Raw genomic sequence first — 26,349 nt, forward strand, 5'->3', positions numbered from 1 at the left:
GGGTTGTAGCGCCACGGTGGGCAGCTGCATTCTGGGTAGTGGTTCGGTTCGCGGGCCCAGCACGATGCCGCTCCCACGCCGACGACGCGGTCCCTGGCCATGGCTTTGGTTACGAGGCCCTTGCGTATGCCTGGCGCTCGGTCATGGTCTTTGCCCGGCGGATCAGATCGGCACGGTCGAGCCTGCGCAGGTTCTTGTCCAGCGACTTGGGGACGATTCCTAGCCGGTCGGTGATGGCCTCCCATGTGAGACCTTCACTAAGCAGGAACTCGACGTCTTCCAGCAAGGTGTCCGCCTTGGACACGGTTCCCTCGGCCGCCGGTCCCCGCCCGGGTGCCTTGGCGCCGAAATCCGGAACCGCGTTGGGATCGTCAATGGTCTCGTCGTCCCAGGCGAGCGGTGGTGCGTACCCTGCTTTGATGATCCGGTTGATGCTCAGCGTGCCGGCCGGGCCGCGCTTGTCCCAGAGCCGGTCGTACAACTCTTTGATGGCATCGTGCTTCCGCTTGGTGAACCACTCGCCCTGCTGGTGGACGATGTTGGCGGTGTTCAGGCCGAGCATGGGTTTGAGATCCTGGTGACGCCAACCCATGGCCATCAGCGCTTGGATGCGGCGCCGGCCACCGATGTTCGGAACGAAACCCTCTGCGTTCGGACGGGCGAGCACAGCCTCGGCGGTGACCGCAAGAATGGCCTTCTCGGTGTCCCGGTGGATGGCCTGCTTGATGTTGCGGTTCAGGTCGCTGATGATGAATGCGCTGACCCCAGCTGCTTCGGCGATACCGCGGAGGCTTACGCCGTGGTCCCTAACCATCGCCTGGACGTGGTCCTGTGCTTTGTCTGGATCCACAATCCGTTTGAGGCCGCGCTCGTTCTCAATCCTCCACCGCTTGCGCCACGCCGGGTTATCGGATGCCTTGATGCTCATGCCGCCCATCCGTTCAGGTTCGTTCCGGACTCTCGGCAGGCGCCGATGGTCAGCCATCCGTAATCGAAGGCGGTAACACGGTCATCGAAGACCGGCTCATCAATCACGTGGATGATCTGGTCACCGTCCCAGCAGGACAGAAGCCACCGGCCGTCCCCGGTCTGCCGGACACCGGCCCGTGGGTACAGCGCATCCCGGACCGTGAACGGGGCATCCGGCGAGCGCAGCGGGGTAGGTTCGGGCAGGGCGACCGGCGCCCACGCGAGCGCTTCGACGCGGGCTTCGTAGTCGTTGAGGGCTTCGGCGTGGTCGAGGACGTCCTTCTTGGCTCGCCAGAGCCGCCCGCCGACCCAAGGGCGGTAGTCGTCAAGGACTTCGGGGGAGTATCCGCAGGTGCAGACGGGTTCGTTGTCGGGGTTGCGGGTGAGTCCGTGGTTACTCATGCCGATACTTCCTCATGGTCAGCGCCAGCGGCGTAGCACTCATGGCACATCGTCTTGCCACCTGAGCAGATGTCTTCGTCGTGGTCCGTTAGTGGTTCGCCCTGCTCCTGGTCTTCTGCGGCGATCTCGGCGAGGCGGGCGTCGTGGGCCTGTTGGAAGTGGTCGAGGACTTCCTGTTCGACGGCGGACAGTTCGTAGTGGTAGACGGTGCCGAGGTCTTCAATCCAGCCCTTGGTGCCCCAGCTGAAGCGGTAGTCGCCGGCGTCCCAGCCGGAGAGCTTCAGCAGGTCGTCTTCGCGGGTCTTGTCGGCGAGGTGCAGGAGTAGGGCCATCTGTTCGACGCCGAGGTTGGCAAGCGCAGCTTTGATCTCTGCGTGTCCGTCGTCGGGGGTTGCCGGGCGGCCGGTGATCTCGGCGAACAGTGCGGTCCGTGAGTGCAGGTGGTCGAGCAGGAGCCGGTACAGGGCTTCGTCTGCTGCGCCTTCGGGCGGGGACTTGATGACCGTCTTGAAGTGCTCGGCGCGGACGGCGTGCGCGATGTCGAGGGCTGCGGTCAGGGCGGCGTCGCGGCGCTTGGCTTCCAGCTCTTCCTCGGTCAGCTCAACCTTGGCCTGCGCCGTCCGGGTCGGCTTCGAATACCATTCGAGCCTGCCCCAGTTCTTATCAACCAGCGCGAGGTGGCCGGCGGCGACGTGCTCCGCCGGCGTGAGTTCGTTGTCTTCGGTCTCGCGGACCATGAGGTACTTGCCGGTGTAGCGGTCGCTCTCCGGCAGGTACGCTGCGCCGGCTTCTTTCAGTTCCGCCTTGAGAGCTGCGACCTTGGCCGGGGTATCCCGCTTCCGGATCTCCGACGTGACGGTGAAGTTCCAGTCGCGTCCGTTTTCCGCTGCGGCCAGCAGCCGCTCCGTTGCTTCCTCATCAGCGGCGAAGTCCACCAGCACGAGCGCCTGGTCAACGTTCAGGGTCTGGTCCTCCAGTCTGCCCTTAGCCTCCTCCGACAGCTTGGTCAGCAGGAGCCGCTTACGGACAGTCGACTGCGAGCGCCCGGTGGCTTTGGCTACGGTCTTCACGGTGTAGCCGGGGAACTCGAGCAGCGCCTGGTAGGCGTCCGCTTCTTCGGTGACGGTCAGGTCGGTGCGCTGGGTGTTTTCGACCAGCATGGCGACGAGCTGCTTCGGTTCGGTGTCCAGGTCTTCGCGGATGACGCAGGGGAGTGAATCAACGTTGGCGAGCTTCGCGGCGGCGTGGCGGCGGTGCCCGGCAATGATGACGTACTGGAGCGCTTCGCCGTAGTCCTGGTCGATGAGGTACGGGGCGACTACCAAGGGCTGGAGGATGCCCTGCTCCGTGATGCTGTTCGCCAGCTCCACTACGTTGCCGACATCGCGGCGGACGTTCTTCGGGTGGACCGCGAGCTGGTCCATGTGGAGTTCCTCAAGCGTGGTGTTCATCGGGCAACTTCCTCGGTCAGTGAGTGGCGGTAGTTCTGGGCGAAGGCGAGCGCGGCCTGCAGGCAGGCGATGCCGGCGTTGATGTTGCCGTCCTGGATCTCCGCGAGCGCCCGCGTGGCCTGCTCCTCGGCATCAAGCCAGAGGTCCGCCTGCTTTGCCCTGGTAATGAACGTGGCGTCAGCGGCCGGAAGCTCGGCGGCAGCCACGGTGCTGTACAGCTTGTACGGGGTCCGGTGGGCGTTTGGCGCGTAGTGCTGGAGCGTTGCCTGGTCGGTGAGGTAGAACTCTGCTTGTCTGCGGAAGCTGGCGCACTCATCACACTGCAAGATGTGGCGGGCCAGGATCCCGTCCACGTGATCGCCTGCAAGCGCGTGGCGTTGCGCAGGGGCGTTGCCGAGGAACTGCTCTTCGGTTTCGACTGGCTGTTCAGTCATTGTCTTGTCCTGTCTCGCGGATGAATCCGGCAGCGCCGGCTATAAGGAAGATGACGCCGGCGAGGTAGCCGGAGTTGATGATCGGGAAGGTAGCCAGGGACGCGGCGAACATGAGCGAACCGAGGACAAGGAGAGGGAGGTATAGGAATGTGCGGCGGCGATTCCGGCCGACCCGCACGGTGGGGGCCCTCACTGGACTACTCCGGCGGTTGCGGCTTGGTTCCACTCGGGTGTTCCGCGGTGGATGTGCAGCGAGTAGTTTGCCCAGATCTCGCCGTTGAGGAGGATCTGCCCCTCGGTCTTGGACTTCACTGACACGTCCACGCGGTAAGCGTCGATGTCGACGTCGGCTTTGGACCTGTTCTGCCAGAACCACTTGAGCCATGTAGTCATCCCGTCAGAGAGTTCCCTGGCGTCGCGGAATTCCAGATCGGGGTAGTCCTTGAGCGGGCGGTGCCCGACCGGCTGGACCACGGCGAAGCGCTTCATCCGCGCCTTCACCGGGAGACCCTGTCGAGAGCGCGGGTGAGGTTGGCCTTGACTTGGGCGACGTCGGCCGGGTTGTGGACGTGCACGACGGCGATCGGGCTAGGTCCAGGTTTGGGGCCGGCAGCCGTCTGGGCCTGGGGGGTTGGTTCGACGGCTGCCGGGGTATTGAGGGCGGAGCGGGTTTCTTCCGCGTCGCGGTGGGCAAGGAGGTCCAGTCCGTCGCCGTAACGATCGACTGACTGCTCTACCTCGGCAGTGAGGTTGCGCGTGTGCTTGATCAGATCATCGAGTGAGGCGGTCAGGTGGTCGAGTGCCTGGTCGGCGTTGCCGGTCCGGTCGAAGGTCCGCAGCGTGCGGACGGCGTTGGCCACCTGGATGGCCGAGCTGATCACGTGCTCAGCGAGCTGGTGCCGGCGGCCCTTCTCCATGCCGAGGTACTTATCAGCCAGCCCGGCACGGCCACCGAGGCGGCGGTCCTCGACACCGAAGAACAGGTGCCGGGGCGGTTCCGTGATCTTTTCCTGTGAACTCGAAGCGTCCATTGATAGACTCGATTCTGATTCGAGAGCCAGGAGACCCCATGCAAAGGGCCTGGCTCTTGGGTTATCAAATGGCGGTCCAGTGAGATTCTTTGGCGAGATGCACTGGGCCGCTTCTTTTTGCCTGGGATGAACCCGGAGGCTATTAGGGGGATTCGGCAGCAGGGGTAGTGACGGCCGGCTTCAGTGCCTCGATGTCGCTGACTTCAAAGAGGTATGCACCACGGAGGCCTGGGAGCTTTTGCGCGGGGCTTAGCTGGCCGCGCTCCACTAGCCGGATGATGGTTCGCCAGTTCTTACCTGAGACCTTGGACGCTTGTGCCGTGGTGATCAGGCGAGGTGCAGTTGTTGGCATGTGTCAAAGATAGGCGCACCTTTGACATATGTCAAAGACTTGCCACAAGAAAGATATGGGTCACGTGTTTTGAATTACACGCAAGTTTGTAGTTTGAAATGTAGACAAAGCTTTGTCTGTGACATAGCTTTGACTCATGAGCACCCAACCGATGCACACTCGAACCCCGGAATTTCAGTTGAAAGACCGGCTGCGTTTAGCACGAGAACTGAAGAACTTTGAGCAGGCAGACATTGCTGCTGAGCTCGGAATCAGCCGAGCTACGGTTTCCAACTACGAGCGAGGCGCCACAATGCCGGGCAAGCTTGTTATCAATGCTTGGGCGGTCGTCTGCGACGTCGACGTTGAATGGCTAAAGACGGGTAAGGCCGATTCGGCTATGCATCCGTCTGATCCGGGAGGCAATCTTCACTCCCCAAAACTTGAGCCGGTCTCAGATCGCGGGCCTTTGGATTAGAAGGCCGCTGCTCTATCCCCTGAGCTACTGGGGCACGTGGCGCCACGACCATAAATCCGGCGCATAAAAAGTCTACATTGCCCCGACGTGCAGCCGCGTCAGCGTCACCCGCTGCAAGCTCTTGTCCTCAACAGGGCGGTTTCAGGCAGGGTTGTGCACATACGCGAAGTTGTCCCTCGCGGCCCGGTGCCGTCCGCGCGAAGCTGGTTCTGCCGCTAAGGCACTACCTTTCGAGACAGGACAAGACGATGAGCGACTACCAAACATTCCGGGGCTTCGTTGCCACGGATATCAAGACCTCCACAACTCCGGGCGGCGTTGGCACCGCCTCGTTCCGCCTGGGCTCAACGGCGCGGCGCTTTGACCGCGCTACCAGTACCTGGGTGGACACCCACACCAACTGGTTCAACGTCCAGGGCTACCGTCAGCTTGCCGGGAACATGGCCTGCAGCATCAAGAAGGGCCAATGCGTCATCGTCGTGGGCCGGCTTAAGCTCCGCAGCTGGGAGAAAGACGGCAGGGTCTACCATTCGGCCGAAATCGATGCGGATTCCGTGGGGCACGACCTCAAGCGGGGTTCGGCCAACTACATCCGTACCAGCGACACCGGACTGCACCTCGTCTCAGACAACGGCGCGGCAGGGCAGGATGCGGCAGCGGAGGGCAGCGGCATCGGCCCCGCGGATCCTGACGACGACGGAGGAGACCCGGAGGAAGGGGAGCACGCGGACGACGACGCTGCAGCATTGGCAGTCTTCCACGAGGATGCAGACGGCAACCACATCCCGGTGGACGCTGAAACAGGCGAGCTCGCCGGATCCACCGTCTGAAAGTGCTGGCGTTGGATACCGCACGGAACGCGGGCGGACCCGGTGCCGGCAGTCCGCCCGCGCCGGGACCGTTCCGTCCCAGGCTTGGCCGCGTGGCAGAATGGCGGCATGAATCGCGCGACGGACAACCGGCAGGCAACCCCAATCACCAGCCGGACCACCCGTTCCCGGCGGTTTGGGGCACGTGCGGGACGGGCGCCCGCGGCGCTCGCCGGAAGCCTCCTGATGGTTCTTGCGCTTGCAGCCTGCACCGGCGGCTCCCCAACGGAGACCGGCACGGGCGCTGCCACGCCCGGCGGAGTGGCAACCCCCTCGGAGCTGGCCACCACGGGCTCCACCCAGCCGGCCTCCACGTCCCCGGCGGAGGATCCGGCCATCGCGGTCATGAAACAGACAGTAACGGATGCGCTGGGCCGGCTGGCGGCGGGGACACCAAAGCCAGCCACAGCCCAGGTGACCGATGCCCTCACCGGCGCCGGGATTGCCCCCGCGGCCCTTGAAGTGTCGGCCAGCCGGACGCCCACCGGGCTGGAAGCGGACGCCGTTGAAGCCGCAGTGTTGCAGGGCACCAAATGCGTGGTGGGACAGGTCCGCGACGGCAACGTCACCGTCATCGTTCTGCCGGTTCTGGCCACCGGCAAGTGCTTCGTGGGAGCGGCGGCCTGACGCCTCGAATGTGAGTTAAGCCCGCCAACCCACTAGATTTGGAACCATGGCGGAATTTATCTACACAATGACCAATGCCCGCAAGGCAGTTGGCGAAAAACTCATTCTTGACAACGTAAGCATGTCGTTCTTCCCGGGCGCCAAAATCGGTGTTGTTGGCCCGAACGGTGCCGGTAAGTCCACCATCCTGAAGATCATGGCCGGACTGGACATCCCCTCCAACGGTGAGGCCCGGCTCAGCCCCGGCTACACCGTGGGGATCCTGTTGCAGGAACCGCCACTGAACGAGGAAAAGACTGTCCTGGGCAACGTCCAGGAAGGTGTTGGCGAGATCTACGGCAAGATCCAGCGCTTCAACGAGATCTCCGAGGAAATGGCCAGCCCCGACGCTGACTTCGACGTGCTGCTCGAAGAAATGGGTCAGCTGCAGGAGGCCATTGACGCCGCGGAGGCTTGGGATCTCGACTCCCAGCTTGAGCAGGCCATGGACGCACTCCGCTGCCCGCCCGCGGACGCGGACGTGACACTGCTCTCCGGCGGTGAGCGCCGCCGCGTTGCCCTCTGCAAGCTCCTGCTGCAGAAGCCTGACCTCCTGCTCCTGGACGAGCCCACCAACCACCTGGACGCCGAGAGCGTGCTGTGGCTGGAACAGCACCTCTCCAGCTACGCCGGCGCAGTCCTGGCCGTCACCCACGACCGGTACTTCCTCGACCACGTCGCGGAATGGATCGCAGAGGTTGACCGCGGCCACCTGTACCCCTACGAAGGCAACTACTCCACGTACCTGGAGAAGAAGCGTGCCCGCCTGGAAGTCCAGGGCAAGAAGGACGCCAAGCAGGCCAAGCGCCTCACCGAGGAACTCGAGTGGGTACGCTCCAACGCCAAGGGCCGCCAGACCAAGTCCAAGGCCCGTCTGGCCCGCTACGAGGAGATGGCTGCCGAGGCTGACCGCACCCGCAAGCTTGACTTCGAAGAGATCCAGATCCCGCCGGGCCCGCGCCTGGGCGGGCTGGTACTGGAAGCCAGGAACCTGCAGAAGGGCTTCGACGACCGCACCCTGATCGACGGCCTGTCCTTCACGCTTCCCCGCAACGGCATCGTCGGCGTCATCGGCCCCAACGGCGTGGGCAAGTCCACGCTGTTCAAAACCATCATTGGCCTGGAGCCGCTCGACGGCGGCGAGCTGAAGATCGGCGATTCGGTCAAGATCTCCTACGCTGACCAGAGCCGCGGCGGCATCGACCCGAACAAGACCCTGTGGGAAGTTGTTTCCGACGGCCTCGATTACATCCAGGTGGGCCAGGTCGAAATGCCCTCCCGCGCCTACGTTGCCGCTTTCGGCTTCAAGGGTCCGGACCAGCAGAAGAAGGCCGGGGTGCTCTCCGGTGGTGAGCGCAACCGCCTCAACCTTGCACTGACCCTCAAGCAGGGCGGTAACCTGCTGCTCCTTGACGAACCCACTAACGACCTCGACGTCGAAACCCTCAGCAGCCTTGAAAACGCGCTGCTGGAGTTCCCCGGCTGCGCCGTAGTGGTATCGCACGACCGCTGGTTCCTGGACCGGGTGGCCACACACATCCTGGCCTACGAAGGCGACGAGGAAAACCCCGCCAAGTGGTACTGGTTCGAGGGCAACTTCGAATCCTACGAGGAGAACAAGGTAGAGCGGCTCGGACCCGATGCGGCCAAGCCGCACCGCGTGACCCACCGCCGCCTCACCCGCGACTGATCGCAAAGAAAGGCCGGCACCCCGTCAAGGGTGCCGGCCTTTCTGCTGCCTGCCGAAGCCAGTCAGCCCGCTCTGCCAGCCGGCTCAGTCAGCCCGCTCAGCCTCAGTTCCGCCCGGCCTTGCGGATCTGGTGCTCCAAGACTTTGGACTGGAACGCGCCAACTACTTTGTTTTTCAGGTCGGTGGGAACCCGGACCATGCCCTCCTGTGCCACCGAGGCAACGTGCTGCCCGGCCCGGTTGAAGATTTTGCCCGTGGCGAGTCCGCGGGCTCCCTGGGCGCTGGGGGATTCCTGGACGTAGAGCAGCCATTCGTCCACGCGGGCGGGACGGTGCCACCACATGGCGTGGTCGAGGCTGGCGACACTCATGCCGGGGGTGATCCAGCTCAGCCCGTGGCGGCGCAGGATGGATTCCAGCAGCGTGTAGTCGCTGGCGTAGGCCAGGGCGGCCCGGTGCAGGTTTGAATCATCGGGCATGGGCCCAAACGTCTTCATCCAGACGGCGTTCCGGGCCTCCTTCTTGCCTTTGGCCGAAACGTAGAGCGGCGGGTCGACGTGCCGGATATCAAAGGGCCGCTCGTAAGCCCAATGCTGGGCGATGGGGTGGTCGAACTTGCCCAGCAGGTCGGCCGTGCTCGGCAGCGACTCAGGATCGGGAATGCCGGCGGGCATCTTGGATTCGTGGTCGAGGCCTTCGTCCAGGTCCTGGAAGGACGCGATCATCGAAAGGATGGGCACCCCTTCCTGGTAGGCATGGACACGCCTCGCCGAAAAGGACCGGCCGTCACGCAGGCGCTGGACACCGAACGTGATGGGCTTGTTGGCGTCGCCGGGCCGGAGGAAATAGCCATGCATGGAATGGACAAACCGTTCCGGGTCCACCGTCCTCATGGAAGCGACCAGCGACTGGGCCAGCACCTGGCCGCCGAACACACGCTGCCGGGGCTGCTGCTGCGATGGGCCAAGGAAGATGTCCTCATCCGTCCGGGCGCCCTCAAGCTCACCAAGGTCAAGGAGCTGGATGAGCGTTTCGGTGGGGTCGCCGCTGGGCGGCGCCAGCAGTCCGGTTTCGGCTTCAGTCATGGATTGACTCTAGACGTCGCCCCGCCGCTGCTCAACCAAGCTTCAGCCGGTAGTGTTCTTAATGTGTCTGACCTACTTACGAAGTCCTTCCGGTTCGCCGATCCGCGTGATCTCGCCGATCTGCGAACATTCACCACCCGTGCCAAGACGGTCGACGACGGCGCCATCCGGCTTCAGGCCGCAGGTTCCGTTCTCGCGGCCTACGTGTGCATTCTGCGGCCCCGCCTGCTGGGCGAATCCACCCCCACCATCCTGGGCCTGCGCACCATGGCGCTGGCGGAACCTTCCGCGATTGACGTGACGGTACCGCTCTCAGCCGTCCTTGACCGGCTTGCCAGGGCAGGGGAGGACGACGTCGAGCTGCCGGTTCCGCCGTCCACCGTCACCGAATCGTGGACAGGCGTCGGCGCACCGCGCACCGGCTGGGAACTGGTGGGTGCGTTGTCGGATGCTGAACTCCGGCGCGCGGCCGAAGCCGGCATCACCGAAGTGGCGGGCATCATGCCCGCCCAGCCGGGGGCGCTGATCGTCAACAACGCACGCGCCGCTGTGTGGGGCAGGGCCCTTGATGACTCCGGCCTTCCGGCAGGAGCCGCCTTCGCGGCCCTCACCCTGGGATTCCTCGCAGACGCGGACCAGAAGCTGTACCGGGCGGGCCGTTGGTTCCGCCTCAGTGGTCCACGCGGCCACGTCCTGGCACGCACCGGCAGCGGCCTCTAGAACCCGGCCAGCCGCCGTCGTACGCGTGTCGTCGCGCGCGCTAAGCCTCGATCCACCGGTCGGGTTGAGGTTGTAGCGGCGTTTTTCCATAGATCCACGCACCTGTCAGCCACTTTCGACGATGCGAATCTCATGTCGGCGGCAGGCCTCGTCCCGGCGATGGCACTGGCGGTGAAAACCGGTCTGGGTGAACTCGCTGATCAGTGGCTGACACTGCCCGGATACGTCGGTGCCAACGCTGGGTTGAAAGTTACGGCGCTGGTCGCGGGCATGGTCGCCGGCGCCGATTCCATCGATGACATGGCCTTGATGCGTCACGGCGGGATGAAGAAACTTTTCGCTGGCGCTTATGCCCCGTCGACGTTGGGATCGTTCCTGCTGGCGTTCACCTTCGGCCATGTCCGCCAACTCGACGCCGTCGCCGCCCGGTGGCTGGTGAAACTCGCCGCCATGGCCCCGATCGCCTCCGGTGTCGATGACTACGCCATGGTCGATATCGACGACACCATCAAGGAAGTCCACGGCTACCAGAAACAGGGCTCGGGGTATGGCTACTCCGGGGTCCGGGGGTTGAACGCGCTGATCGGGATCCTTTCGACCGCCACCGGCGGCGCCGGTCATCATTGGCGCCCGGCTGCGCAAGGGAAGCGCCGGCTCCTCACGTGGGGCGGGGAAGTTCGTCGGTGACGTCCTCGCCACCGTGAAACGACTACGCGGCGCGACAGCAACCGGAATGGTGTTGCTGCGCGCCGATAGCGCGTTCTATGGCCACGCGGTCGTCTCAGCTGCCCACCGCGCCGGCGCGAAAGTGTCCATTACCGCCCGGATGGACCCGGCCGTCAAACGCGCCATCGCCACCATCACCGAAGACGCCTGGACCACGATCCAGTACACCGACGCGATCCGCGAGGAAACCACCGGGGCCTGGATTTCCTCGGCGGAAGTCGCCGAAGTGGCCTTCACCGCTTTCGTGGGCAGGAAGAAAGCCGAGCGCATCGAAGGGCGCCTGGTCGTGCGGCGGATCCCGGAACTAAATGCCAGGGCCGGCGTCGGGCAAGCGACCCTGTTCGACACCCACCGCTTCCACGCTTTGTTCACCACCAGCGCACTGGACACCGTCACCGCAGACAAGACCCACCGCCAACACGTCATCATCGAGCATGTCAACGCGGACCTCAAAGAAAGTGCCCTGGCGCACTTACCGTCGGGAATGTTCACCGCCAACGCGGCCTGGCTCGTGCTGGCGACCATCGCGTTCAGCCTCTCGCGCGCCATCGGCACCCTCACCGGCAGCGACATGGGCAAAGCGCGCAGCGGCACCATCCGCCGCAAACTCATCACCATCCCCGCCCGCATCTCGACATCGGCAAGGAAAATCGTCCTGCAGCTGCCCACGCACTGGCCCCGGGAAACCGGGTGGTCAGACCTCTTCGCGGCGGCCTGCGGCCCGCCGCGAGCCGCCGCCATCTGACCACCCAGCCAAAACGGCGCAACCAGGACCACGGAACACCACCGGCAGCAAGGCCGGGAACTTCGTCACGCCCTCGACTGAAAACTCAGATCAAATCTGAACGACTCCGCTCAACAAAGCCCACCGGTGGATCGAGGCTTAGGCCTTACCATGGAGTCACACCAGCCGGTGGCAGGTCGCGTCCGGCGCCGACTACGGCGCCTGTCGGAGGAGCAGTCATGGTCAAATCTGCAGAGAGCGTCGTCATCGCCCGCACCGCAGCAGAGGTCTTCCAATATGTCGCGGACCTCCGCAATGAACCGAACTGGCATGTTGACATAGCCACGGTGCCTCCCGGGACCGATCCGGTTCCGGTGGTCGGTAAGACGTACGCCCTGAAATTCAAGCCCTTCATGGGCAAGACCGACGGCACGTTCACGGTACTTGACGTCGAGCCCGGCGCGCGTGTCGAGTATCGAGCCGACTTCGCCGGGCTGCAGCCCCGGATCACTTACACGGTCGAGCCGGCCGCGGAGGGCACGAGGTTCACGCGAGGGGTCGAGATGCGACCGGGCGGGCTCAGGATCCTCATGACGCCGATGATGGCGTTCATGGTTCCCCGCCGAAACAAGGTTTTTGTCCAGAACCTCAAGCGTGCGCTGGAATCCTGAACATCGTCGTCGGCCACGAAAGTACACGGCCCGGCGTCCAGCGGGCGGGTACGGAACACTTCGGCCTGGACGTCGAGGTCAGCGGCTGTGGCCGAGTTCTGGGATTTGGATAGCTGTGTGATGCCCAGGGCTGTGACTGTTAGTTCGCCGTGGCCGTTTTTCAGAGCCCGGTTTGGCGTTTCTACCCGATTCCGATGACGAGGGATGACCGTGCGGGCTCAATGACGCCGTCGGCGATGGTGCTGAGTCCGTTGATTTTCGTGACCCGTTTAATTTGGTGAAGAGCCGGTCGAAGGGGCGGGGACATGCTGGGTCATCAGCGACGCGGGTTTGGCTACCACGCCCAGTACCCGCAATATATTGACGGACCCGTTCGTTGAGCGTAGACCGTGCTGTATCAACCAGTTGCCGGCCGTCGCCTCGCGGCCTGCCGCCCGTAAGGAGAAGGACATGGCTGTCGCAGTCATCATGGAATTCAGCGGTGCCACCTTGGAGCAATACGACCAGGTCATCGGCAAAATGGGGCTCACCCCGGGAGGCCCCGGCCCTGTCGGCGCCCTCGGACACTGGGTGGCGGCCACGGACGACGGGATACTCGTCACGGACCTCTGGCAGACGAAGGAGCTCTACGACGCCTTCGCGAAAGAGCAGATAGGACCCTTCAGCGCCGAGGCAGGAATCCCAGAGCCACCGAAAGTGACCTATCTGGACACCCACAATTACTTCACTCCGGGCGCAGACGCATGACCACTCCCCAAAGTCCGGCGCCAGCCGGCATCCGCCTTTGCTGCCTTCGGCGTTGCTCTCGGGACTTCTGACGGTTCAGTGGCCAGACGGGGATTCGCCGACTACGCCAAACCCTGAACCGGGGACCCGGGACACCGAGGATTCGAGGTCCGCGTCTAAGTCAGGCTGACGTCGACTCCGACTGCGCCGACCGCCTCCAGTACTTTGCCATTCTGGGTCAATCCGCACTTCCGACAAGGAACGCAAGGACGAGACGATGCCGCTCTATCTGTCGCAGTTCAGCTACACACCGGAGACCTGGGCAAGGCTGATCAACAACCCCGAGGACCGCCGAAAAGCAGCCCAGGACTACATCGAATCAGTCGGCGGGAAACTCCATGGATTCTGGTACGCCTTCGGCGCCCACGACGGCTATAACTTATGGGAGGCTCCCGACAACGTGTCCATGGCGGCGGTTGCCCTGGCGATCAGCGGAGGCGGCGCATTGAGCTCGTTCGAAACGACAGTGCTCTTGACCGTCGACGAAACGATGGAAGCCCTGCGGAAAGCCGAGGGGATCAAATACCGGCCTCCCGGCACCTGAGGTTTCCACCGCACCTGCACCCCGGCCAGGCCTAAACGGCACGGACAGTCGGCGGAAATGCCTGCCGGTGGCCGTAAATGCTATCCGCTCACCCGCCGATGGGCGTACCAATTCTACGAAGCGAGGAGGCCCGATGATCTTCATCCGTTTCATGGTGCGGTCCCAGCCAGGCAGGGCGGAGGAGGTCATGGCCGCGCTGAAAGATGTCCTTACGCCGAGCCGGGCCCTGGATGGTGTCATCAGCTTCGACATCGGGCGCGACCTGACTGATCCCGACGTGTTCATAGCGACTGAGGTGTTCGAGGACCGCGCTGCGCTCGACCGACAGGAATCGCTTCCCGAAGTCGCGAGGGCGCTCGGAGTATTTGAGCAGTGCCTCGCGGCGGAACCCGAAGCAACGATCTTCCACGTCTCCTCCTCGGAGCACTGGGGGAACTGAGGGACCTGAGAACCTGGTGGGTTCCGAGCCGTCGTTCTTCTACGACGCGATCGTGCTGATCCACCAACCCGTGGCATCCCGCAGGCAGCAGACGACCTCTATACAGGCCGTCGCGCCCGCCCCTCGGCGGTCGGGTTCAGAAAAGGAAAGCGGGCAGTATTCATGGCCCCCAACCGACGTCGGCGTGGGCATGTTGCTAAGCCTGCTTGGTCCGATTGTGCGGTTCTTCTCGGGGGGCCATAATCATCGTGGGCACTGCTGATGGAAGGGACCGATCATGCAACGTTCTCCGGAATTGGAAGCTCTGGTGGCGAGCTGGTTCGAGGCAGCCACACGCGGCGACGCGGCGGTGGTGGACACGTTGATCTCGACGAACCCTGGCACGTGCCTGATCGGCAGTGACCCTGGCGAGTGGCTTCGTGGCGGTGAGGCCGTCGCGGAGTTCCTGCGTGGTGAACTAACCAATGCCGGGGGGGGCCACGCCAGGTTTTCCCCTGAAGGCACGGAGGCTTTTGAGGAGGGCACCGTGGGGTGGGCGACCACCCGGCTCACGATCACCCTGCCCGACGGCGGGCATGTTTCGCCCCGATGGAGTTCCGTATTCCACGCGAAGGTGACACGTGGCGCTTCGTTCAAACACACGCCTCGATCGGAGTCGGCAACGATGAGGTTGGGTGGATCTACTCCGGCTGAGCCGATCTGCACAAAAACAGGGGGATCCAAATGTCCCGGCGTGCGCGCAGCGAGGACGCTGGACCTGCCGCGGCCCAGACGCGCCAACCCGGCACCGGCCGGCCGCCGGCCAGAGATCTGTCATTCTCATTTGGCTGCTCTTCCGGGGAGCCTCCGCCACAGGACCGTAAGAACGAAACCCCCGCCTGGCCCGCCCCTCCGCCGGCAGCCCGGCAAAGCATTTGCTTCCGACTAATATCGCCGGAAAGGACAAAAACCCGTCGAATGAACCGCAACCGGCCGGCCCCTTGGCCATTGCGGAACGCCTAGTTCCTGGCGAGGAGTTTTTCCCCGTCCGTGCGTAGTTCCCCGGTGGGTGAGACGTGCCGGTACAGCGTCTGCCGTGTAATCCCGAGTTCGGTGCAGAGTTCGCTGACTTTGGTTCCAGCCTGTCCCATGGAAGCTGCGGCGAGCCGGAGTTTCGCCGGGGTCATCTTGTAGGGGCGCCCGCCTTTGCGGCCGCGGGCCCGGGCGGAGACGAGTCCGGCGATGGTGCGTTCGGAGATCAGTTCGCGTTCGAATTCGGCAAGGGCTGCGAAGATCCCGAAGACGAGCTTTCCGGAAGCTGTGGTGGTGTCGATGGCTGCGCCTTGGCCGGTGAGGACCTTCAGCCCGATGCCACGTTCGGTCAGGTCGTGGACGATGTTGACCAGGTGGCGCAGGTCCCGGCCGAGCCGGTCCAGCTTCCAGACAACCAATGTGTCCCCGTGGCGCAGGGCTTTGAGGCAGGCGGCCAACTGGGGCCGGTCGTCCTTCTTCCCGGAGGCTTTGTCTTCATAGAGGGCGTCCGCATCGATCGAGGCGGCGAGGAGTGCGTCGCGCTGCAGATCGGTGGTCTGGGAACCGTCGGCCTTGGAGACGCGCATGTATCCGACGAGCACGGATTTCTCCTCTGTTATTTATACGTTCGTTTAAGTGACAACGTGATTCCAAATCGGGCTGGGATCAAAATATGTCTGTAATTCTCCGGGGTATTTGGCGTGTATTTCGCGGCGTTATATGGCGCGATCAGGTGCCGATGAGCAGGGTTTCGCGGGCTGCTTCGACGACTTCCTTGGTGATGCTGTTTAGCTGGTTGATGTCGCGGATGCGCGTGATTTGAGTGAAGAGGCGCTGGATGAGCCGGAAGTTGCCGTTGGTGATGCGGGCGACAGCGGCGATGGCTTCGGCGTCGGTGAAGTCCTGGGGGCCGATACTCAGGCCGAGTTCCTGCCAGCGGTTCGTGAGGACGAAGGTGAGTTCCTCGGTGCTGAGGGTTCGGTAATGGTGGGCGAAGCCGATGCGGCTGTAGAGCTGGGGGTAGCGGGCGAGGCGTTTTTCGATGGCGGGCATGCCTATGAGGATGACGCCCATGCTGTGGCGGTCGTAGAAGTCGCGGACTTGCTCGAGGCCGGTGGTCTTGAGCCGGTCGGCTTCGTCGATGATGAGTGGATCGGTCTGCCCGCTGTGCTGGGATTCGGTGTGAACGTATGGGTCGACGCGCCCGTGTTCGGCGTAGTTCTCAAGCCAGCAACCAAGTACCGGGGGCAGAAAATCAGGTAGTGCCAGCCGATATTCGGGTACCTGGCCTTATTCTGGGCTGGTCCGGCCGCGGGTAGGATTCATCTACGGCGCGGAATGTTGCTGGGGGCGTCCGTATCGGACGTCCGGTGCCTTCGTGCAGCGCACCGGCCAACGGATAGGAAATCCATGGCTCACACTGTTAGTCTTCGACGCACGCAGGCGGCTGGCGGATCCTTGCGCCACGCTCCCACGCTGCTCCGGCTCCTGCTTGTCGCGGTTTTAGCTGCCGCCCTCGCAGGCCTCAACGTACTCATCGCCCCGCAAGCGCATGCGGCGGACGTCCTCGTGACTCCGTCGGCAGAGACAACACCCGTTCCGAGCTCTAGTGACGCGGCAGACGACACCGCGATCTGGATACACCCCACGGATCCGTCGCAGAGCGTGGTGATCGGTACGGACAAATTAAGTACCGGAGGCGTGGGGGTCTACGACCTGTCGGGGCGCCAGTTACATTTCTACCTGCACGGCAGTATGAACAACGTCGATCTCCGGTACAACTTTCCGTTGGGCAGTGAGCGCATCGCCCTCGTCGGCGTGACGGAGAGGAATGTGGAGTCGACCGGCGTTCGATTCTACAAGGTGAACGTCGCGGATCGGTCCCTGACAGAGGTGGGGCGCATCAGCACCCCGGGTAGGCCTCGCGGCTTCGGGATGTATCACTCCCCAGTCTCCGGGAAGTATTACGCCTTTGTGCATGACTTCAATACGAATGTGGTAACCCAGTTCGAGTTGGACGGCTCCAATGGATCGGTTCGAGGGACTGCCGTGCGTTCTTTCGACAACGGCGACAGCTCCGAAGGCATTTCGGCAGATGATGAGCTGCAACGTGTCTATGTGTCCGAGGAGAAAGTCGGCTTGTGGCGGTACGGAGCTGAGCCGGGGGACGGTTCAACCCGGACACTCGTGGATCGCACCGTGGCAACCGGTGGACGAATAGTGGAGAACGTCAAGAACTCCGCCATTTATTATGGTCGGCAGGGGACCGGGTATCTGATTGTTTCGAGCCAGGGTGGATCCAACTTCGTCATCTACAACCGCGGTGACAACGCCTTCGTCGGCTCCTTCAAGATCGTCACCGGAGGCGGCGTCGACGGTGTGAATGGTCAAGACGGGATTGATGTCACCAATTTCCCACTCGGACCTTCCTATCCCGCTGGACTATTCACGAGCCAGGACCACAACAACACGGATGCGGGCAACGGTAACAGTGGTAACCAAAACCACAAGCTTGTCTCCTGGCAGCAGATTGCCGATGCTTTCAGCCCCCGCCTGCTTGTGGACACCACTTTTGACCCGCGTCAAATAGGAGCAGAGGGCGGAGGAGGAGTCCCCGGACCGGATACCACACCGCCCGATACGTCGATTACAGGTGGTCCGTCAGGGACCAGTGGCAGCACTTCGGCCGAGTTCACCTTCACCGCGACGGAGCCTGGCACATTCGAGTGTGCCTTGGATGGGGGTGCCTTCGAAGGATGTACGTCGCCGAAGACATACTCTGATCTCGCAGTTGGCTCGCATGTCTTCGCCGTGCGGGCGACCGACGCGGCTGGCAACGTGGACCCAACTCCCGCGGAGCGAACTTGGGTAATCGACACCTCGGCGCCCCAAACGGTGACGTTGACGGCCACAGCGGACACCTACGTGTCCAGCGCGGCGACGACGACGAACTACGGGACGGCGCCGAAGCTCGCAGTGGACAACAGCCCGGTGGAGAATGCCTACCTGAAGTTCGATTTGTCGGCACTCGCAGGTAAAACGGTCGTAAGCGCGAAGCTCCAACTGCGGGCGACGACCAGCGGCTCAACGGGTACGCAGAACGTCAGGTTGGTTACGGACGACACCTGGATTGAGAGCGGCCTCACGTACAGCACAAGGCCGGCCTTGGGCAGCAGTGTGCTGGGCAGTCTCGGACCCGTCTCGTCGAACACCAATTATGAAGTGACGCTGAGTGCGTCAGCTCTGCAGGGTGAGCTTGGCGGCATCCTGTCGCTTGGTATCAACGGCACCAGCAGCGATGGGGCCGACTTCGGCTCAAGAGAGACTACGACCCCACCAAAGCTGGTGCTCCAGTTGGGATCGGGCACGGGGACGCCACCCGGGGATACCACCGCACCCACGGTGACCTCAGTGACTCCGGCAGAGAATGCACCAGACGCAGCGGTCACCGGAAATGTCACGGCTACGTTTTCGGAGGCCATGGACTCGACGACGGTCAACAACACGACGTTCACGCTGGCCGAGGGAACTTCAACCACTCCTGTGGATGCGGTCGTCACCCTCAGCAACAACACTGCCACATTGGATCCCACAGCCAATCTCAAACCTGGTACGCAGTACACCGCGAGGGTCAGCGGAGCGAAAGATTCCGCCGGCAACACAGTCGTGGCTAAGACGTGGACTTTCACTACAGCCGCGGCTACTACGCCCTCGGAGACGGTGACGTTGACGGCCACAGCGGACACCTACGTGTCCAGCGCGGCGACGACGACGAACTACGGGACGGCGCCGAAGCTCGCAGTCGACAACAGCCCGGTGGAGAATGCCTACCTGAAGTTTGATTTGTCGGCACTTGCAGGAAAGACGATCGTAAGCGCGAAGCTCCAACTGCGGGCGACGACCAGCGGCTCATTGGGTACGCAGAACGTCAGGTTGGTTACGGTCGACACGTGGACTGAGAGCGGCCTCACGTACAGCACAAGGCCGGCGTTGGGCAGCAGCGTGCTGGGCAGTCTCGGACCGGTCACGGCGAACACCAATTATGAAGTGCCACTGACTGCGTCAGCTCTGCAGGGTGAGCTTGGCGGCATCCTGTCGCTTGGTATCAACGCCACCAGCAGCGACGGGGCCGACTTCGGCTCAAGAGAGACTACGACTCCACCAAGGCTGGTGCTCCAACTGCAACAACCGTAGGTAATCGCAGCTGGACCAGCTTCAGGCCTCAGCGCGCCGAACAGTCGTCCCATCTACGGGTCACTCGGCCGGCACGATGCTGGCGTGCCGAATGCTCAGACGCCATGCCGCACCGTGTCGGGTCCAGATGTCTGCGTATCGAAAGGTGGCGTCCCCGTTGAACCTGAAGAGTAAAAGCGCGGACACCGGTAAAGACGCGTAATCGGGCTAGGGGATTTCGCCGAGGCGACCAGAGCACCACTTAGGAGAACAAAAGGCGGGGTCCAGTGGACCCCGCCTTTTGCTTGCTTGTCAGCGGACCCCGGTTAGGTCCTCATCCTTGGGTGCTTCGAGGTTGACCTTGGCCTGCTTCTTGATGAAGAACAGGGACCAGGCCGACGGCCAGGAACTCTATTTACCGCAACGTGTGCAGCGCCTGTAGCGGCCGCCATCCTCGGTGGTTTCGATATGCCACTGGTGGCGCAGATTCGTCTTGCACAGCAGGAACTTGAGCATGATGCTTTCCCGTCCGAAGCACGGTAACGCTCAAAAGGGTGACGGATTCCAGCTTAGCTGCGGCCTTCAGCCGCGGCTACTGACGGTGTCGTGGGCACGGCGAGATAATCCTGCCATCACGGGAGGTGCTGCTGCCCGACCGTGGAATATCGAAGGAAATGAGACGCGGATGTGGCACAAAGAAAGCCACCAGATGGGGGACCAGTGGGCTTTCCGGATTCGACAGTACCGGTAGCGGTTTCGGACATCGAGTGAAGTTTCGAGAAATGAGTTCCGGTGCAGACTGTCCCAATTCCAAGGTTCTCTCGGGGTCCGACGTGACTGCGGCAGGGAACATTCCTCGTTTGTGCAGGTCAGGCGTCGTCGGGCGCCGCTCGGGCGTGAGCCACAGGTGTGGTCCTAGTGTTTGCGCCCGTCGGAGTGTGGCCGGTTGAGTCGGGTCATCAGCTCGCGCGGGTGCAGTCCCGCCGGCCAGTACGACAACGGCACCTCCGGCTGTTCAGGAATCAGCGCTCTTGAAGCTGAGTGTGTCTGCTCCGCTCTTCCACTGAAGGGTGTGCTGGCTGAAGGTCATTTCTACCGGACGTTTCAGGAATTCCAGGACCCACTGGTCTTGCCGGCTGATCTCCTCCGGGCACCCTATAGCGCCGATGGCAAGGTCACCGGCGGTCATGGTGTTCCCGGTGATTTCCACTGGCCCGCTAATTGGCGCGCAGTTGGTCCTTACGCTCAGGTAAAGGTCCCCGTTTATGGAGTTCAGCTGAACCCTGAGGCTGCCCGACGCCACCCACGGCAGATTCTTCCCACCCGCCGTTCCGGAAGTGCTCGTATAGATGGCACACGGGGCCGATGGCAGGAACGCCGCACATGTTTCCTGGGGCGGGGTGGAGCTGGTCGGGGAGGTAGCGGAAGTCACAGGGATGGTCGGGGCGAGACTGAGGCTGGTCGAGGAAGGAGCCGATACGGAAGGACCTTGCCCGTCCGAAGTCTGGGCTCCGCAAGATGTCATTAGTGTGCCGATCAAGACGAGAGGAACGCCATAGTTCCAGACCCCAGTGCGCTTCATTGTGCTCCCTTGAACGTGGACGCTGCTGGGAGCCTATACGCACGCAGCGGCTTTGTCTTGAAAGCTGGCCAGCGGCCGTGTCACCAGAGGTGAATCCGCTGACTGTTGTAGCCGCAGCCGCGCACGGCTGACACGAGTGCGGCTTGGTCTTCGCGAACGCCCCATACCGGTCCCCGCCCCGCCTTCACCAGACAGACGAAGTCATGCGTTCGTCTCCACCCGCAGGACATTGCCGAAGGCTTGTCGGACTCCGGCAACGTCCCACGGCCTGTCGACATCCCAGGTCGCCTCGGGGTCCGACGGGACTCCGGCAAGGAACAGGCCTCGACTGTGCAGGTCAGGCGTCGTCGGGCGCCACTCTGGCGTGGGCCACAGGAGTGTGGGCCTAGTGATTGCACCCGTCGGGGTGTGGTCGGTTGAGCCTGGTCATGAGCTCGCGGTTGGCGGCCCGTGCCGCGTCGAGCTCGTCGTCGCGTTCTGAGAGTCGTCGGCGTTGTTCTGCGGTGTGTTGTTCCAGTTCGGTGACGCGTCGGTGGAGACGGTCGACATCGTCGGGGGCACCGAGGCCGGACTCCCGCCACACCTGTTCGCCGAGATGCTCGGACAGGCGTTGGCGGAGTTGGGTGTTTTCGCGGGACAGACGGGTGATGCGGTCATGAGCGTTGGCCAGGTCGGCAATGAGGGATGGCCTGCTGACGCTCGGTCCTCCGGTCCTTGCGGTGGTTGGTTCGGCGGCCTTGAGAAGCACCGCGGCGTGAAGGTCGCGGTGGCGATAGAGGAAGCTGCGGTCCACCCCGGCGCGGCGGGCGATCGCGGAGATGCTTATTTCGGTGCCCAGATGGATAGCTTGCTCGAGCGCGGCGAGGACACGTTGCCGGCATCTTGTGCTGTGGGCTTGCCGGGCCGCGGCGATGCCGTTGGTGTTGTTGTTCACGGTCTCTCCAGTCCCGCGCTGGGATCGGGCTTGCCCCTGATCGCGGGCATACCCAGACTGGTCACCTGGCGGGTGCGCCGAACGGCCGAAATGGCGGCGGCGATGTCGGCTTGTTCGGCGGGGGCGAGCTGTTCAAGGTGTTCCCCGACCCGGTGCACAAGTTCTTTCACCCGGCAGATTTCCTCCTCTGAGGGTAAAGCTTCTGTTCTGGCCCAGTTTTCGAGATCGGTGGTGGCCAGCACGCGTTCGCGGTCACGGAGCAGGTCATGCAGGTATGCCTTCAACTCGGGCAGGTGCGAAGGATCGGTGTGGAAGTGATCGCAGCCGACGCAGCGAAACCGGAATGGACAGGAGCCACCCCCTGCCTGGACGTTAGAGGGTTCGTGACAGTTGCCGTATGGCACCGATACCTGGCCGAGCGTGTGGCGCGCGTGCTCGTCTTCGAGTAGAGCTTGGGCGTCTCGCCAGAGGTGGTTGCCGTGCCGGTCGAACCGGTGGTCAGCGAGCCGGTCGACCGCGGCACGGCGGCGTTTCTCTCCGACCTGGTAATAGGCCTGGGTCGAGCTCAACAGCTCGTGGCCCATCAGCTCGGCGAGTACATCGAGCGCGACGCCGGCGTCGGCATGCCGTTGCGCGTAGGTGTGTCGATAGGAGTAGGGCGTGATCGTGGTCAGGTCGTAGCTGCTGCCGTCGGAGCGCCGGAGAGGAGAGGGCAGCGCAGCGATCCAGCCGCGGTGGGCCCGGCCGATGCGATGCCGGGCCATCGGACGCCGGCCGTCCGGGTCTTCGTCAGAGGGCAGCAGAACCAAGGACGCCGGGTTGCTGTCGGGGAACCGCTCCCGGATTGCTTTCTGTTGGGTGGTGATTAGCTCGGCGGTCGCCTGGGTGATCGGAAGCCGCCGGCCCGGCCTGTTGTTCTTGAGGTCGTCGTAGACCAGGACATAGTTCTCGTCGTGGTCGCGGTCTATGCAGTCCCAAGGCAGGTTCAGGATCTCGCCGGGCCGGCGGCCTGTGTCGATGAGCAACTCGATCGCAACAGCCAACCCTTTGGGCACGCGCGTACGCAGCAGCGGCAGGGCATCGCAGAGCTGGGTGAGGATCTCGGGAGGCAGCGACCGGTTTGGAGTTTGCCGGTCGGGGCGCCGGGGAATGTCCTCGCGGCGGAACGCGAAGTCGTCAGGCAGCCCGCTGAGCGGGTCACCGGCCCGGGTCAGGCCGAGCAGCCGCATCTGACGCAGCGCATGATGAGCCTTTCGACAGCTCAGGGATCGGGACAACGCGGTGATCTTCTCGCAATGCTCCAGGTAGGCGAGTCGCTGCAGAAACAACTCAATGTCAGGGCGGCCGAGGTCACGGATGATCAGGCCGCGGTCGCTTCGATGGGCGCGCAAGCTCTCTGAGAGCCCCGCCAATGCCGCCACGTGGGCTCTCAGCACCGTGGTGGCGCCCTCGCCCCGACGACGTATCAGGTCGTGTATGGCCCACCGTTTCGTACCCTCGCGTAACCAGGGTTGGCTGATCGCCGTGAAGTCCAGCCGCCCGCTGTGGCCAAACAGGGACATCGCCCAGATGTCCTTGGCCTGTTCTGCTTCCAGCTGGTCATCATGCGTCGACGTGACCAGAGCACGGGCTGGCACCGCGGTCACCTGGTCACGTTCCCGGGTGTCGTGGTGGGCCGGGCTACCCGCTCCACCGCTGCGCGCAACCGTTCCGGTGCCGGATGGAGATACACCTGGCTCGAGCTGATCGAGGCATGGCCGAGTAGCTCTTGGACCTCGTCGATGCTCCCGCCGGCGTCCAGGACGTTGCTGGCAAACCCATGACGCAGCGCATGCGGGTGCACGGCCGGATTCAGACCCGCGCGGCGGGAGGCCCCGGCAAGCAATTCGTTTACCGCAGCGGGAGTCATCGGCGCGCCGATAGGTGCCCGGAACAGGTTCACGAACACGAAATCGCTCTCACCTGCCGCGGGATTCATGGCTCTCTCGGTGAAGTACTGGTCGTGGGCATACACGACCAGTGAATCCACCGGGACGATCCGGGAGTGCCGCGATTTTGCCCACGCGCCGTTGGTGTTCTGCCTCCGCACCACGTGCAGGTGAGATCCGGGGAAGCTACAGCCCAAGGACGATGAGTCGACCAAAAAATGAACGTCCTCGCGCCGGAGTCCAACCAGCTCGCCGCGACGCAACCCCGCCCGCGCGAGCAGCATCACCAGCAGCCGGTCACGCGCGGAGAGGCATACCCTCAGCAACGCGAGAGCTGCGTCATCGCTGGCCCGGTCAGGCCGTTACCTGATAGCCGGAACCCGGTGCCGGGCCTTCATCCGCAGCCTCCAGACGCCGTCCTCGCCGCGCGCCTCAGCCGGCAGATCCCGGCTATTGGCAAGCTCATAAAGATGACCAAGAACCCCTCTCGGAGCGTCCCCGTGATCCACCGCGAAGGCCAAAAAACCCCGTACCCCCGCGAGCACGCAGTTGATCCGCTGCGGTCCTCGGACCGCAGGCACGACCGCACCGCCGGTCGTTGTCCCCGGCTGCGACGGGGAGTGGCGGAGCCACAACACGAACGCCGGCATCTTCGCCGCAGCGGCCCGCCAGTCTTGCCCGGTGGCCGCGCACCACGACAGATACAGTGCGACCGCGCCCGCATAACTCTTTGTGGTCGACTCGGCAGCATCACGCCCGAACCGTAAATACCGCAGATATGCATCCGCCACAGACATGACCAGCAGGTCTTCGCCGATCACTGTCCAGTAGCGCATTCCAGAAGGCATCTGGACCGGAAAAGTTCGCATAGTCATCTCCTATACCAATCATGGGCGCCATAACGGCGAACACCTGACCGACACACGGAGAGAACCCGTCGTCCACCAATCAAGCGATCGGCAGACGAATCCAGACATGCCAGGAACCGTGAAGCGGACGGCATATTTTCGGTATACCCGTCGCTTACGGGCTCCATCTCAGAAGCAGCACGCCGGCTCGACGTGCACGTGTAGCCGGGAATTCGGAGTAGCGAGCTAGGTTTCAGTCTCCACGAGTTCCTTGATCCTGCGGAGGCTGCCCTCGATCATGCTGGAATCCAGTGGGGCAGTCATGGCCGGAATGTCCAAGTGGAAAGTCAGCTTGGTGACGGACTCGTCTAGGCGCTCCAACGTCGCTCGGGAACGGATTTCCATTGGCCCATTAGGGGTTTGATCAACGATCTCGGCCCCGAAGGACCGGTCAGCCTCAAACTCAACAATATCCATCGTGCCCTCGATCGGTGTCCCGAATCGTGTGTTCCGACGTTTGATGCGTGTACCGACGCCAACCGGTCCCGTGGTTACCTGCTCGAGTTCCATGTGCGGGTCCCAACGTGGATGATTGTGCACGTGATTCACGGCGAAGAAGTCAAAGACCACGGTAGGGGGCCTGTCGATAACGGTGGAGAGCTCAAGCTTCATGACTGGCCTGGCGATTCATCGTGCTGAATAGATAGTGGCAGTATACGTCCGGGATGGGGGATTTCGCTCCCAAACTAGGCAAGCCCCCAGGCGTCAAACACCTGACCGACACACGGAGAGAACCCGTCGTCCACCAATCAAGCGATCAAGCTTGTGCCACAGTCCACCACAGGCGATTCGGACCCCCATAGAACCAAGGAAATGGGACGATTGCAAAACTGGAAAGGAGCCCACCAGCCTGGTGGGCTCCTTTCCAGTTTTCGTTGCTTGTGACGGTGCGCCGGGAAGGCTCTCGCACGCGATGCGGTCGCCGTCGGAGTCAAGCTGGGCCACGTCTCCGTAATAGGGGTAGTACGTGTCGAACCAGTTCTGGGCGGCCGACCATGTGGAGAAGTCACCGCAGTTTTTGGTATTGCCGGGATTTGACGGTGTACTTGGCGGCGGCGTACTTGGTGGCGGGGTTACGCCACCGGGCGGTGGTGCGTTTCGCACCTGGGGGCGGGGAATCCGGCGGCTTGCCATTCATGGTAATCAGGTAATGCCAGACCTAGACGAGTGAGGAGCCGGATCACGGCCTCTTCCACAAAGACATCGTCGGGTTCGACAACGTCCTCGGCGGCCATCATTGCCGTCAGCTCCTCGGCAGGGACGTCCCGGCCTGCAACAGTAGATGCCCAGACCGAAAAACACTCAGCTTCGGCCCTCAGATCGACCGGGTCGCTGGCAGTAGGGTCCTTGAAGTAATCCCGGGGCTGGAAGCCTAAATAGAAACGGACCGTGGCGCACTCCGAGGGCCGGTAGTCCACGGTCGCAATATCGCTGTCATGAACGGAAACTCGAAGCTGCCACTCGTCGGCAGCTTCATCGTCCGACCACGAACCTGATTCATAGACGCACGTCTCAAAATTACCCACTTCATCCCCCTTGCTGCCGTTATGCCACGGTACCAAGGGGACAAGTCATGAGGCTTGAGACGCACCGCGATTTTGTACTGGCCCGTCCGTAATGTGTGTCCCGTATAGAGCTCTCAAATCGTTCCGTTAGGGACCATCGCGTTCAACCTCTCGCGCGCCATCGGCACCCTCACCGGCAGCGACATGGGCAAAGCGCGCAGCGGCACCATCCGCCGCAAACTCATCACCATCCCCGCCCGCATCTCGACATCGGCAAGGAAAATCGTCCTGCA

Annotated in this window: 30 protein-coding genes and 3 pseudogenes; 14 read left to right on the forward strand and 19 right to left on the reverse strand. The window is 63.2% G+C overall.

Annotated elements, in window-relative coordinates:
* Positions 1-109: 109 nt before the first annotated feature.
* The 8 genes from ACVWY0_RS15960 to ACVWY0_RS15995 form a co-directional block, all read right to left on the reverse strand.
* Positions 110-928, reverse strand: a complete 819-nt coding sequence (locus ACVWY0_RS15960) for a hypothetical protein (protein WP_485837544.1) — start codon at positions 926-928, stop codon at positions 110-112.
* Entirely contained in the window at positions 925-1,371 is a 447-nt protein-coding gene (locus ACVWY0_RS15965) for a hypothetical protein (RefSeq protein WP_485837545.1), read from the reverse strand. Before ACVWY0_RS15965 ends, ACVWY0_RS15960 begins: the two co-directional genes overlap by 4 nt.
* The gene (locus ACVWY0_RS15970; RefSeq protein ID WP_485837546.1) at positions 1,368-2,822 is read right to left on the reverse strand and encodes a ParB/RepB/Spo0J family partition protein; all 1,455 of its coding nucleotides are present in this window, start codon (positions 2,820-2,822) and stop codon (positions 1,368-1,370) included. Before ACVWY0_RS15970 ends, ACVWY0_RS15965 begins: the two co-directional genes overlap by 4 nt.
* The gene (locus tag ACVWY0_RS15975) at positions 2,819-3,256 is read right to left on the reverse strand and encodes a hypothetical protein (protein ID WP_485837547.1); all 438 of its coding nucleotides are present in this window, start codon (positions 3,254-3,256) and stop codon (positions 2,819-2,821) included. Before ACVWY0_RS15975 ends, ACVWY0_RS15970 begins: the two co-directional genes overlap by 4 nt.
* Positions 3,249-3,449, reverse strand: a complete 201-nt coding sequence (locus ACVWY0_RS15980) for a hypothetical protein (RefSeq protein WP_485837548.1) — start codon at positions 3,447-3,449, stop codon at positions 3,249-3,251. The genes ACVWY0_RS15975 and ACVWY0_RS15980 overlap by 8 nt, the downstream gene beginning before the upstream one ends.
* Positions 3,446-3,757, reverse strand: a complete 312-nt coding sequence (locus ACVWY0_RS15985; protein WP_485837549.1) for a hypothetical protein — start codon at positions 3,755-3,757, stop codon at positions 3,446-3,448. The genes ACVWY0_RS15980 and ACVWY0_RS15985 overlap by 4 nt, the downstream gene beginning before the upstream one ends.
* Positions 3,754-4,287 carry a hypothetical protein gene (locus ACVWY0_RS15990; protein WP_485837550.1) on the reverse strand — a complete coding sequence of 178 codons (534 nt, stop codon included), beginning with the start codon at positions 4,285-4,287 and terminating at the stop codon, positions 3,754-3,756. Before ACVWY0_RS15990 ends, ACVWY0_RS15985 begins: the two co-directional genes overlap by 4 nt.
* Before the next feature lie 142 nt (positions 4,288-4,429).
* A complete protein-coding gene (locus tag ACVWY0_RS15995; protein ID WP_485837551.1) occupies positions 4,430-4,639 on the reverse strand; it encodes a hypothetical protein in 210 nt (69 codons plus the stop codon).
* Positions 4,640-4,775: 136 nt separating this feature from the next.
* On the opposite strand from ACVWY0_RS15995, the gene ACVWY0_RS16000 reads away from it, so the two are divergent.
* The 4 genes from ACVWY0_RS16000 to ettA all read left to right on the forward strand — a co-directional run bounded on the left by ACVWY0_RS16000 (position 4,776) and on the right by ettA (position 8,321).
* The gene (locus tag ACVWY0_RS16000; RefSeq protein ID WP_485837552.1) at positions 4,776-5,096 is read left to right on the forward strand and encodes a helix-turn-helix domain-containing protein; all 321 of its coding nucleotides are present in this window, start codon (positions 4,776-4,778) and stop codon (positions 5,094-5,096) included.
* Positions 5,097-5,344: 248 nt separating this feature from the next.
* Complete coding sequence (locus ACVWY0_RS16005; protein ID WP_485837553.1) at positions 5,345-5,926, forward strand: single-stranded DNA-binding protein; 582 nt, start codon at positions 5,345-5,347, stop codon at positions 5,924-5,926.
* 108 nt (positions 5,927-6,034) lie between these two features.
* A complete protein-coding gene (locus ACVWY0_RS16010) occupies positions 6,035-6,592 on the forward strand; it encodes a DUF6993 domain-containing protein (protein WP_485837554.1) in 558 nt (185 codons plus the stop codon).
* Positions 6,593-6,638: 46 nt separating this feature from the next.
* Positions 6,639-8,321 carry an energy-dependent translational throttle protein EttA gene (gene ettA, locus ACVWY0_RS16015; protein ID WP_058932192.1) on the forward strand — a complete coding sequence of 561 codons (1,683 nt, stop codon included), beginning with the start codon at positions 6,639-6,641 and terminating at the stop codon, positions 8,319-8,321.
* A 103-nt stretch (positions 8,322-8,424) separates the two neighbouring features.
* Here ettA and ACVWY0_RS16020 read toward each other — a convergent pair whose 3' ends face one another.
* Positions 8,425-9,405, reverse strand: a complete 981-nt coding sequence (locus ACVWY0_RS16020; RefSeq protein WP_252599541.1) for an acyl-CoA thioesterase — start codon at positions 9,403-9,405, stop codon at positions 8,425-8,427.
* A 63-nt stretch (positions 9,406-9,468) separates the two neighbouring features.
* On the opposite strand from ACVWY0_RS16020, the gene ACVWY0_RS16025 reads away from it, so the two are divergent.
* The 3 genes and pseudogenes from ACVWY0_RS16025 (at position 9,469) to ACVWY0_RS16035 (ending at position 12,246) form a co-directional block, all read left to right on the forward strand.
* A complete protein-coding gene (locus ACVWY0_RS16025) occupies positions 9,469-10,125 on the forward strand; it encodes a DUF8185 domain-containing protein (RefSeq protein WP_104060850.1) in 657 nt (218 codons plus the stop codon).
* 132 nt (positions 10,126-10,257) lie between these two features.
* A pseudogene (locus ACVWY0_RS16030) lies at positions 10,258-11,596 on the forward strand (IS1380 family transposase).
* A 218-nt stretch (positions 11,597-11,814) separates the two neighbouring features.
* Positions 11,815-12,246, forward strand: a complete 432-nt coding sequence (locus tag ACVWY0_RS16035) for an SRPBCC family protein (protein ID WP_485837555.1) — start codon at positions 11,815-11,817, stop codon at positions 12,244-12,246.
* A 5-nt stretch (positions 12,247-12,251) separates the two neighbouring features.
* Here ACVWY0_RS16035 and ACVWY0_RS16040 read toward each other — a convergent pair.
* A pseudogene (locus ACVWY0_RS16040) lies at positions 12,252-12,392 on the reverse strand (IS256 family transposase); the annotation flags it as partial.
* Positions 12,393-12,696: 304 nt separating this feature from the next.
* Between ACVWY0_RS16040 and ACVWY0_RS16045 the strand changes: the two are divergent.
* From ACVWY0_RS16045 to ACVWY0_RS16060, 4 genes are all read left to right on the forward strand, one after another.
* On the forward strand, positions 12,697-12,993 hold the full coding sequence (locus ACVWY0_RS16045) for a hypothetical protein (protein WP_485837556.1): 297 nt from the start codon (positions 12,697-12,699) through the stop codon (positions 12,991-12,993).
* Positions 12,994-13,249: 256 nt separating this feature from the next.
* Positions 13,250-13,576, forward strand: coding sequence for a GYD domain-containing protein (locus ACVWY0_RS16050; RefSeq protein WP_485837557.1), 327 nt, complete (start codon positions 13,250-13,252; stop codon positions 13,574-13,576).
* Positions 13,577-13,709: 133 nt separating this feature from the next.
* Positions 13,710-14,015 carry a putative quinol monooxygenase gene (locus ACVWY0_RS16055; protein ID WP_485837558.1) on the forward strand — a complete coding sequence of 102 codons (306 nt, stop codon included), beginning with the start codon at positions 13,710-13,712 and terminating at the stop codon, positions 14,013-14,015.
* A 277-nt stretch (positions 14,016-14,292) separates the two neighbouring features.
* A complete protein-coding gene (locus ACVWY0_RS16060; protein WP_485837559.1) occupies positions 14,293-14,943 on the forward strand; it encodes a nuclear transport factor 2 family protein in 651 nt (216 codons plus the stop codon).
* Between the two features lie 70 nt (positions 14,944-15,013).
* Here ACVWY0_RS16060 and ACVWY0_RS16065 read toward each other — a convergent pair whose 3' ends face one another.
* Positions 15,014-15,628, reverse strand: coding sequence for a recombinase family protein (locus ACVWY0_RS16065; RefSeq protein WP_485837560.1), 615 nt, complete (start codon positions 15,626-15,628; stop codon positions 15,014-15,016).
* A 127-nt stretch (positions 15,629-15,755) separates the two neighbouring features.
* Positions 15,756-16,172 (reverse strand): AAA family ATPase, encoded by a 417-nt coding sequence (locus ACVWY0_RS16070; RefSeq protein WP_485837573.1) that lies wholly within the window; start codon positions 16,170-16,172, stop codon positions 15,756-15,758.
* Between ACVWY0_RS16070 and ACVWY0_RS16075 the strand changes: the two genes are divergently transcribed.
* Positions 16,104-16,289 carry a hypothetical protein gene (locus ACVWY0_RS16075; RefSeq protein WP_485837561.1) on the forward strand — a complete coding sequence of 62 codons (186 nt, stop codon included), beginning with the start codon at positions 16,104-16,106 and terminating at the stop codon, positions 16,287-16,289. The genes ACVWY0_RS16070 and ACVWY0_RS16075 overlap by 69 nt on opposite strands.
* A 147-nt stretch (positions 16,290-16,436) precedes the next feature.
* Entirely contained in the window at positions 16,437-19,220 is a 2,784-nt protein-coding gene (locus ACVWY0_RS16080) for a phytase (protein ID WP_485837562.1), read from the forward strand.
* Positions 19,221-20,214: 994 nt separating this feature from the next.
* Here the strand turns inward: ACVWY0_RS16080 and ACVWY0_RS16085 are convergent.
* The 7 genes from ACVWY0_RS16085 to ACVWY0_RS16115 form a co-directional block, all read right to left on the reverse strand.
* Entirely contained in the window at positions 20,215-20,781 is a 567-nt protein-coding gene (locus tag ACVWY0_RS16085; protein ID WP_485837563.1) for an META domain-containing protein, read from the reverse strand.
* 385 nt (positions 20,782-21,166) lie between these two features.
* The gene (locus ACVWY0_RS16090; protein ID WP_485837564.1) at positions 21,167-21,715 is read right to left on the reverse strand and encodes a DUF6262 family protein; all 549 of its coding nucleotides are present in this window, start codon (positions 21,713-21,715) and stop codon (positions 21,167-21,169) included.
* Positions 21,712-23,361 (reverse strand): tyrosine-type recombinase/integrase, encoded by a 1,650-nt coding sequence (locus ACVWY0_RS16095; RefSeq protein WP_485837565.1) that lies wholly within the window; start codon positions 23,359-23,361, stop codon positions 21,712-21,714. The genes ACVWY0_RS16090 and ACVWY0_RS16095 overlap by 4 nt, the downstream gene beginning before the upstream one ends.
* A complete protein-coding gene (locus ACVWY0_RS16100; RefSeq protein ID WP_485837566.1) occupies positions 23,358-23,969 on the reverse strand; it encodes a tyrosine-type recombinase/integrase in 612 nt (203 codons plus the stop codon). The genes ACVWY0_RS16095 and ACVWY0_RS16100 overlap by 4 nt, the downstream gene beginning before the upstream one ends.
* 36 nt (positions 23,970-24,005) lie before the next feature.
* Positions 24,006-24,512, reverse strand: a complete 507-nt coding sequence (locus ACVWY0_RS16105) for a hypothetical protein (RefSeq protein WP_485837567.1) — start codon at positions 24,510-24,512, stop codon at positions 24,006-24,008.
* Positions 24,513-24,737: 225 nt separating this feature from the next.
* Positions 24,738-25,163: an SRPBCC family protein gene (locus ACVWY0_RS16110; RefSeq protein WP_485837568.1), complete on the reverse strand. Its 426-nt coding sequence runs from the start codon at positions 25,161-25,163 to the stop codon at positions 24,738-24,740.
* A 461-nt stretch (positions 25,164-25,624) separates the two neighbouring features.
* On the reverse strand, positions 25,625-26,077 hold the full coding sequence (locus ACVWY0_RS16115; RefSeq protein WP_485837569.1) for a hypothetical protein: 453 nt from the start codon (positions 26,075-26,077) through the stop codon (positions 25,625-25,627).
* Positions 26,078-26,203: 126 nt separating this feature from the next.
* On the opposite strand from ACVWY0_RS16115, the pseudogene ACVWY0_RS16120 reads away from it, so the two are divergent.
* Positions 26,204-26,349: pseudogene (locus ACVWY0_RS16120) on the forward strand (IS1380 family transposase); the annotation flags it as partial.

The organism is Arthrobacter sp. UYNi723, from assembly GCF_054057635.1.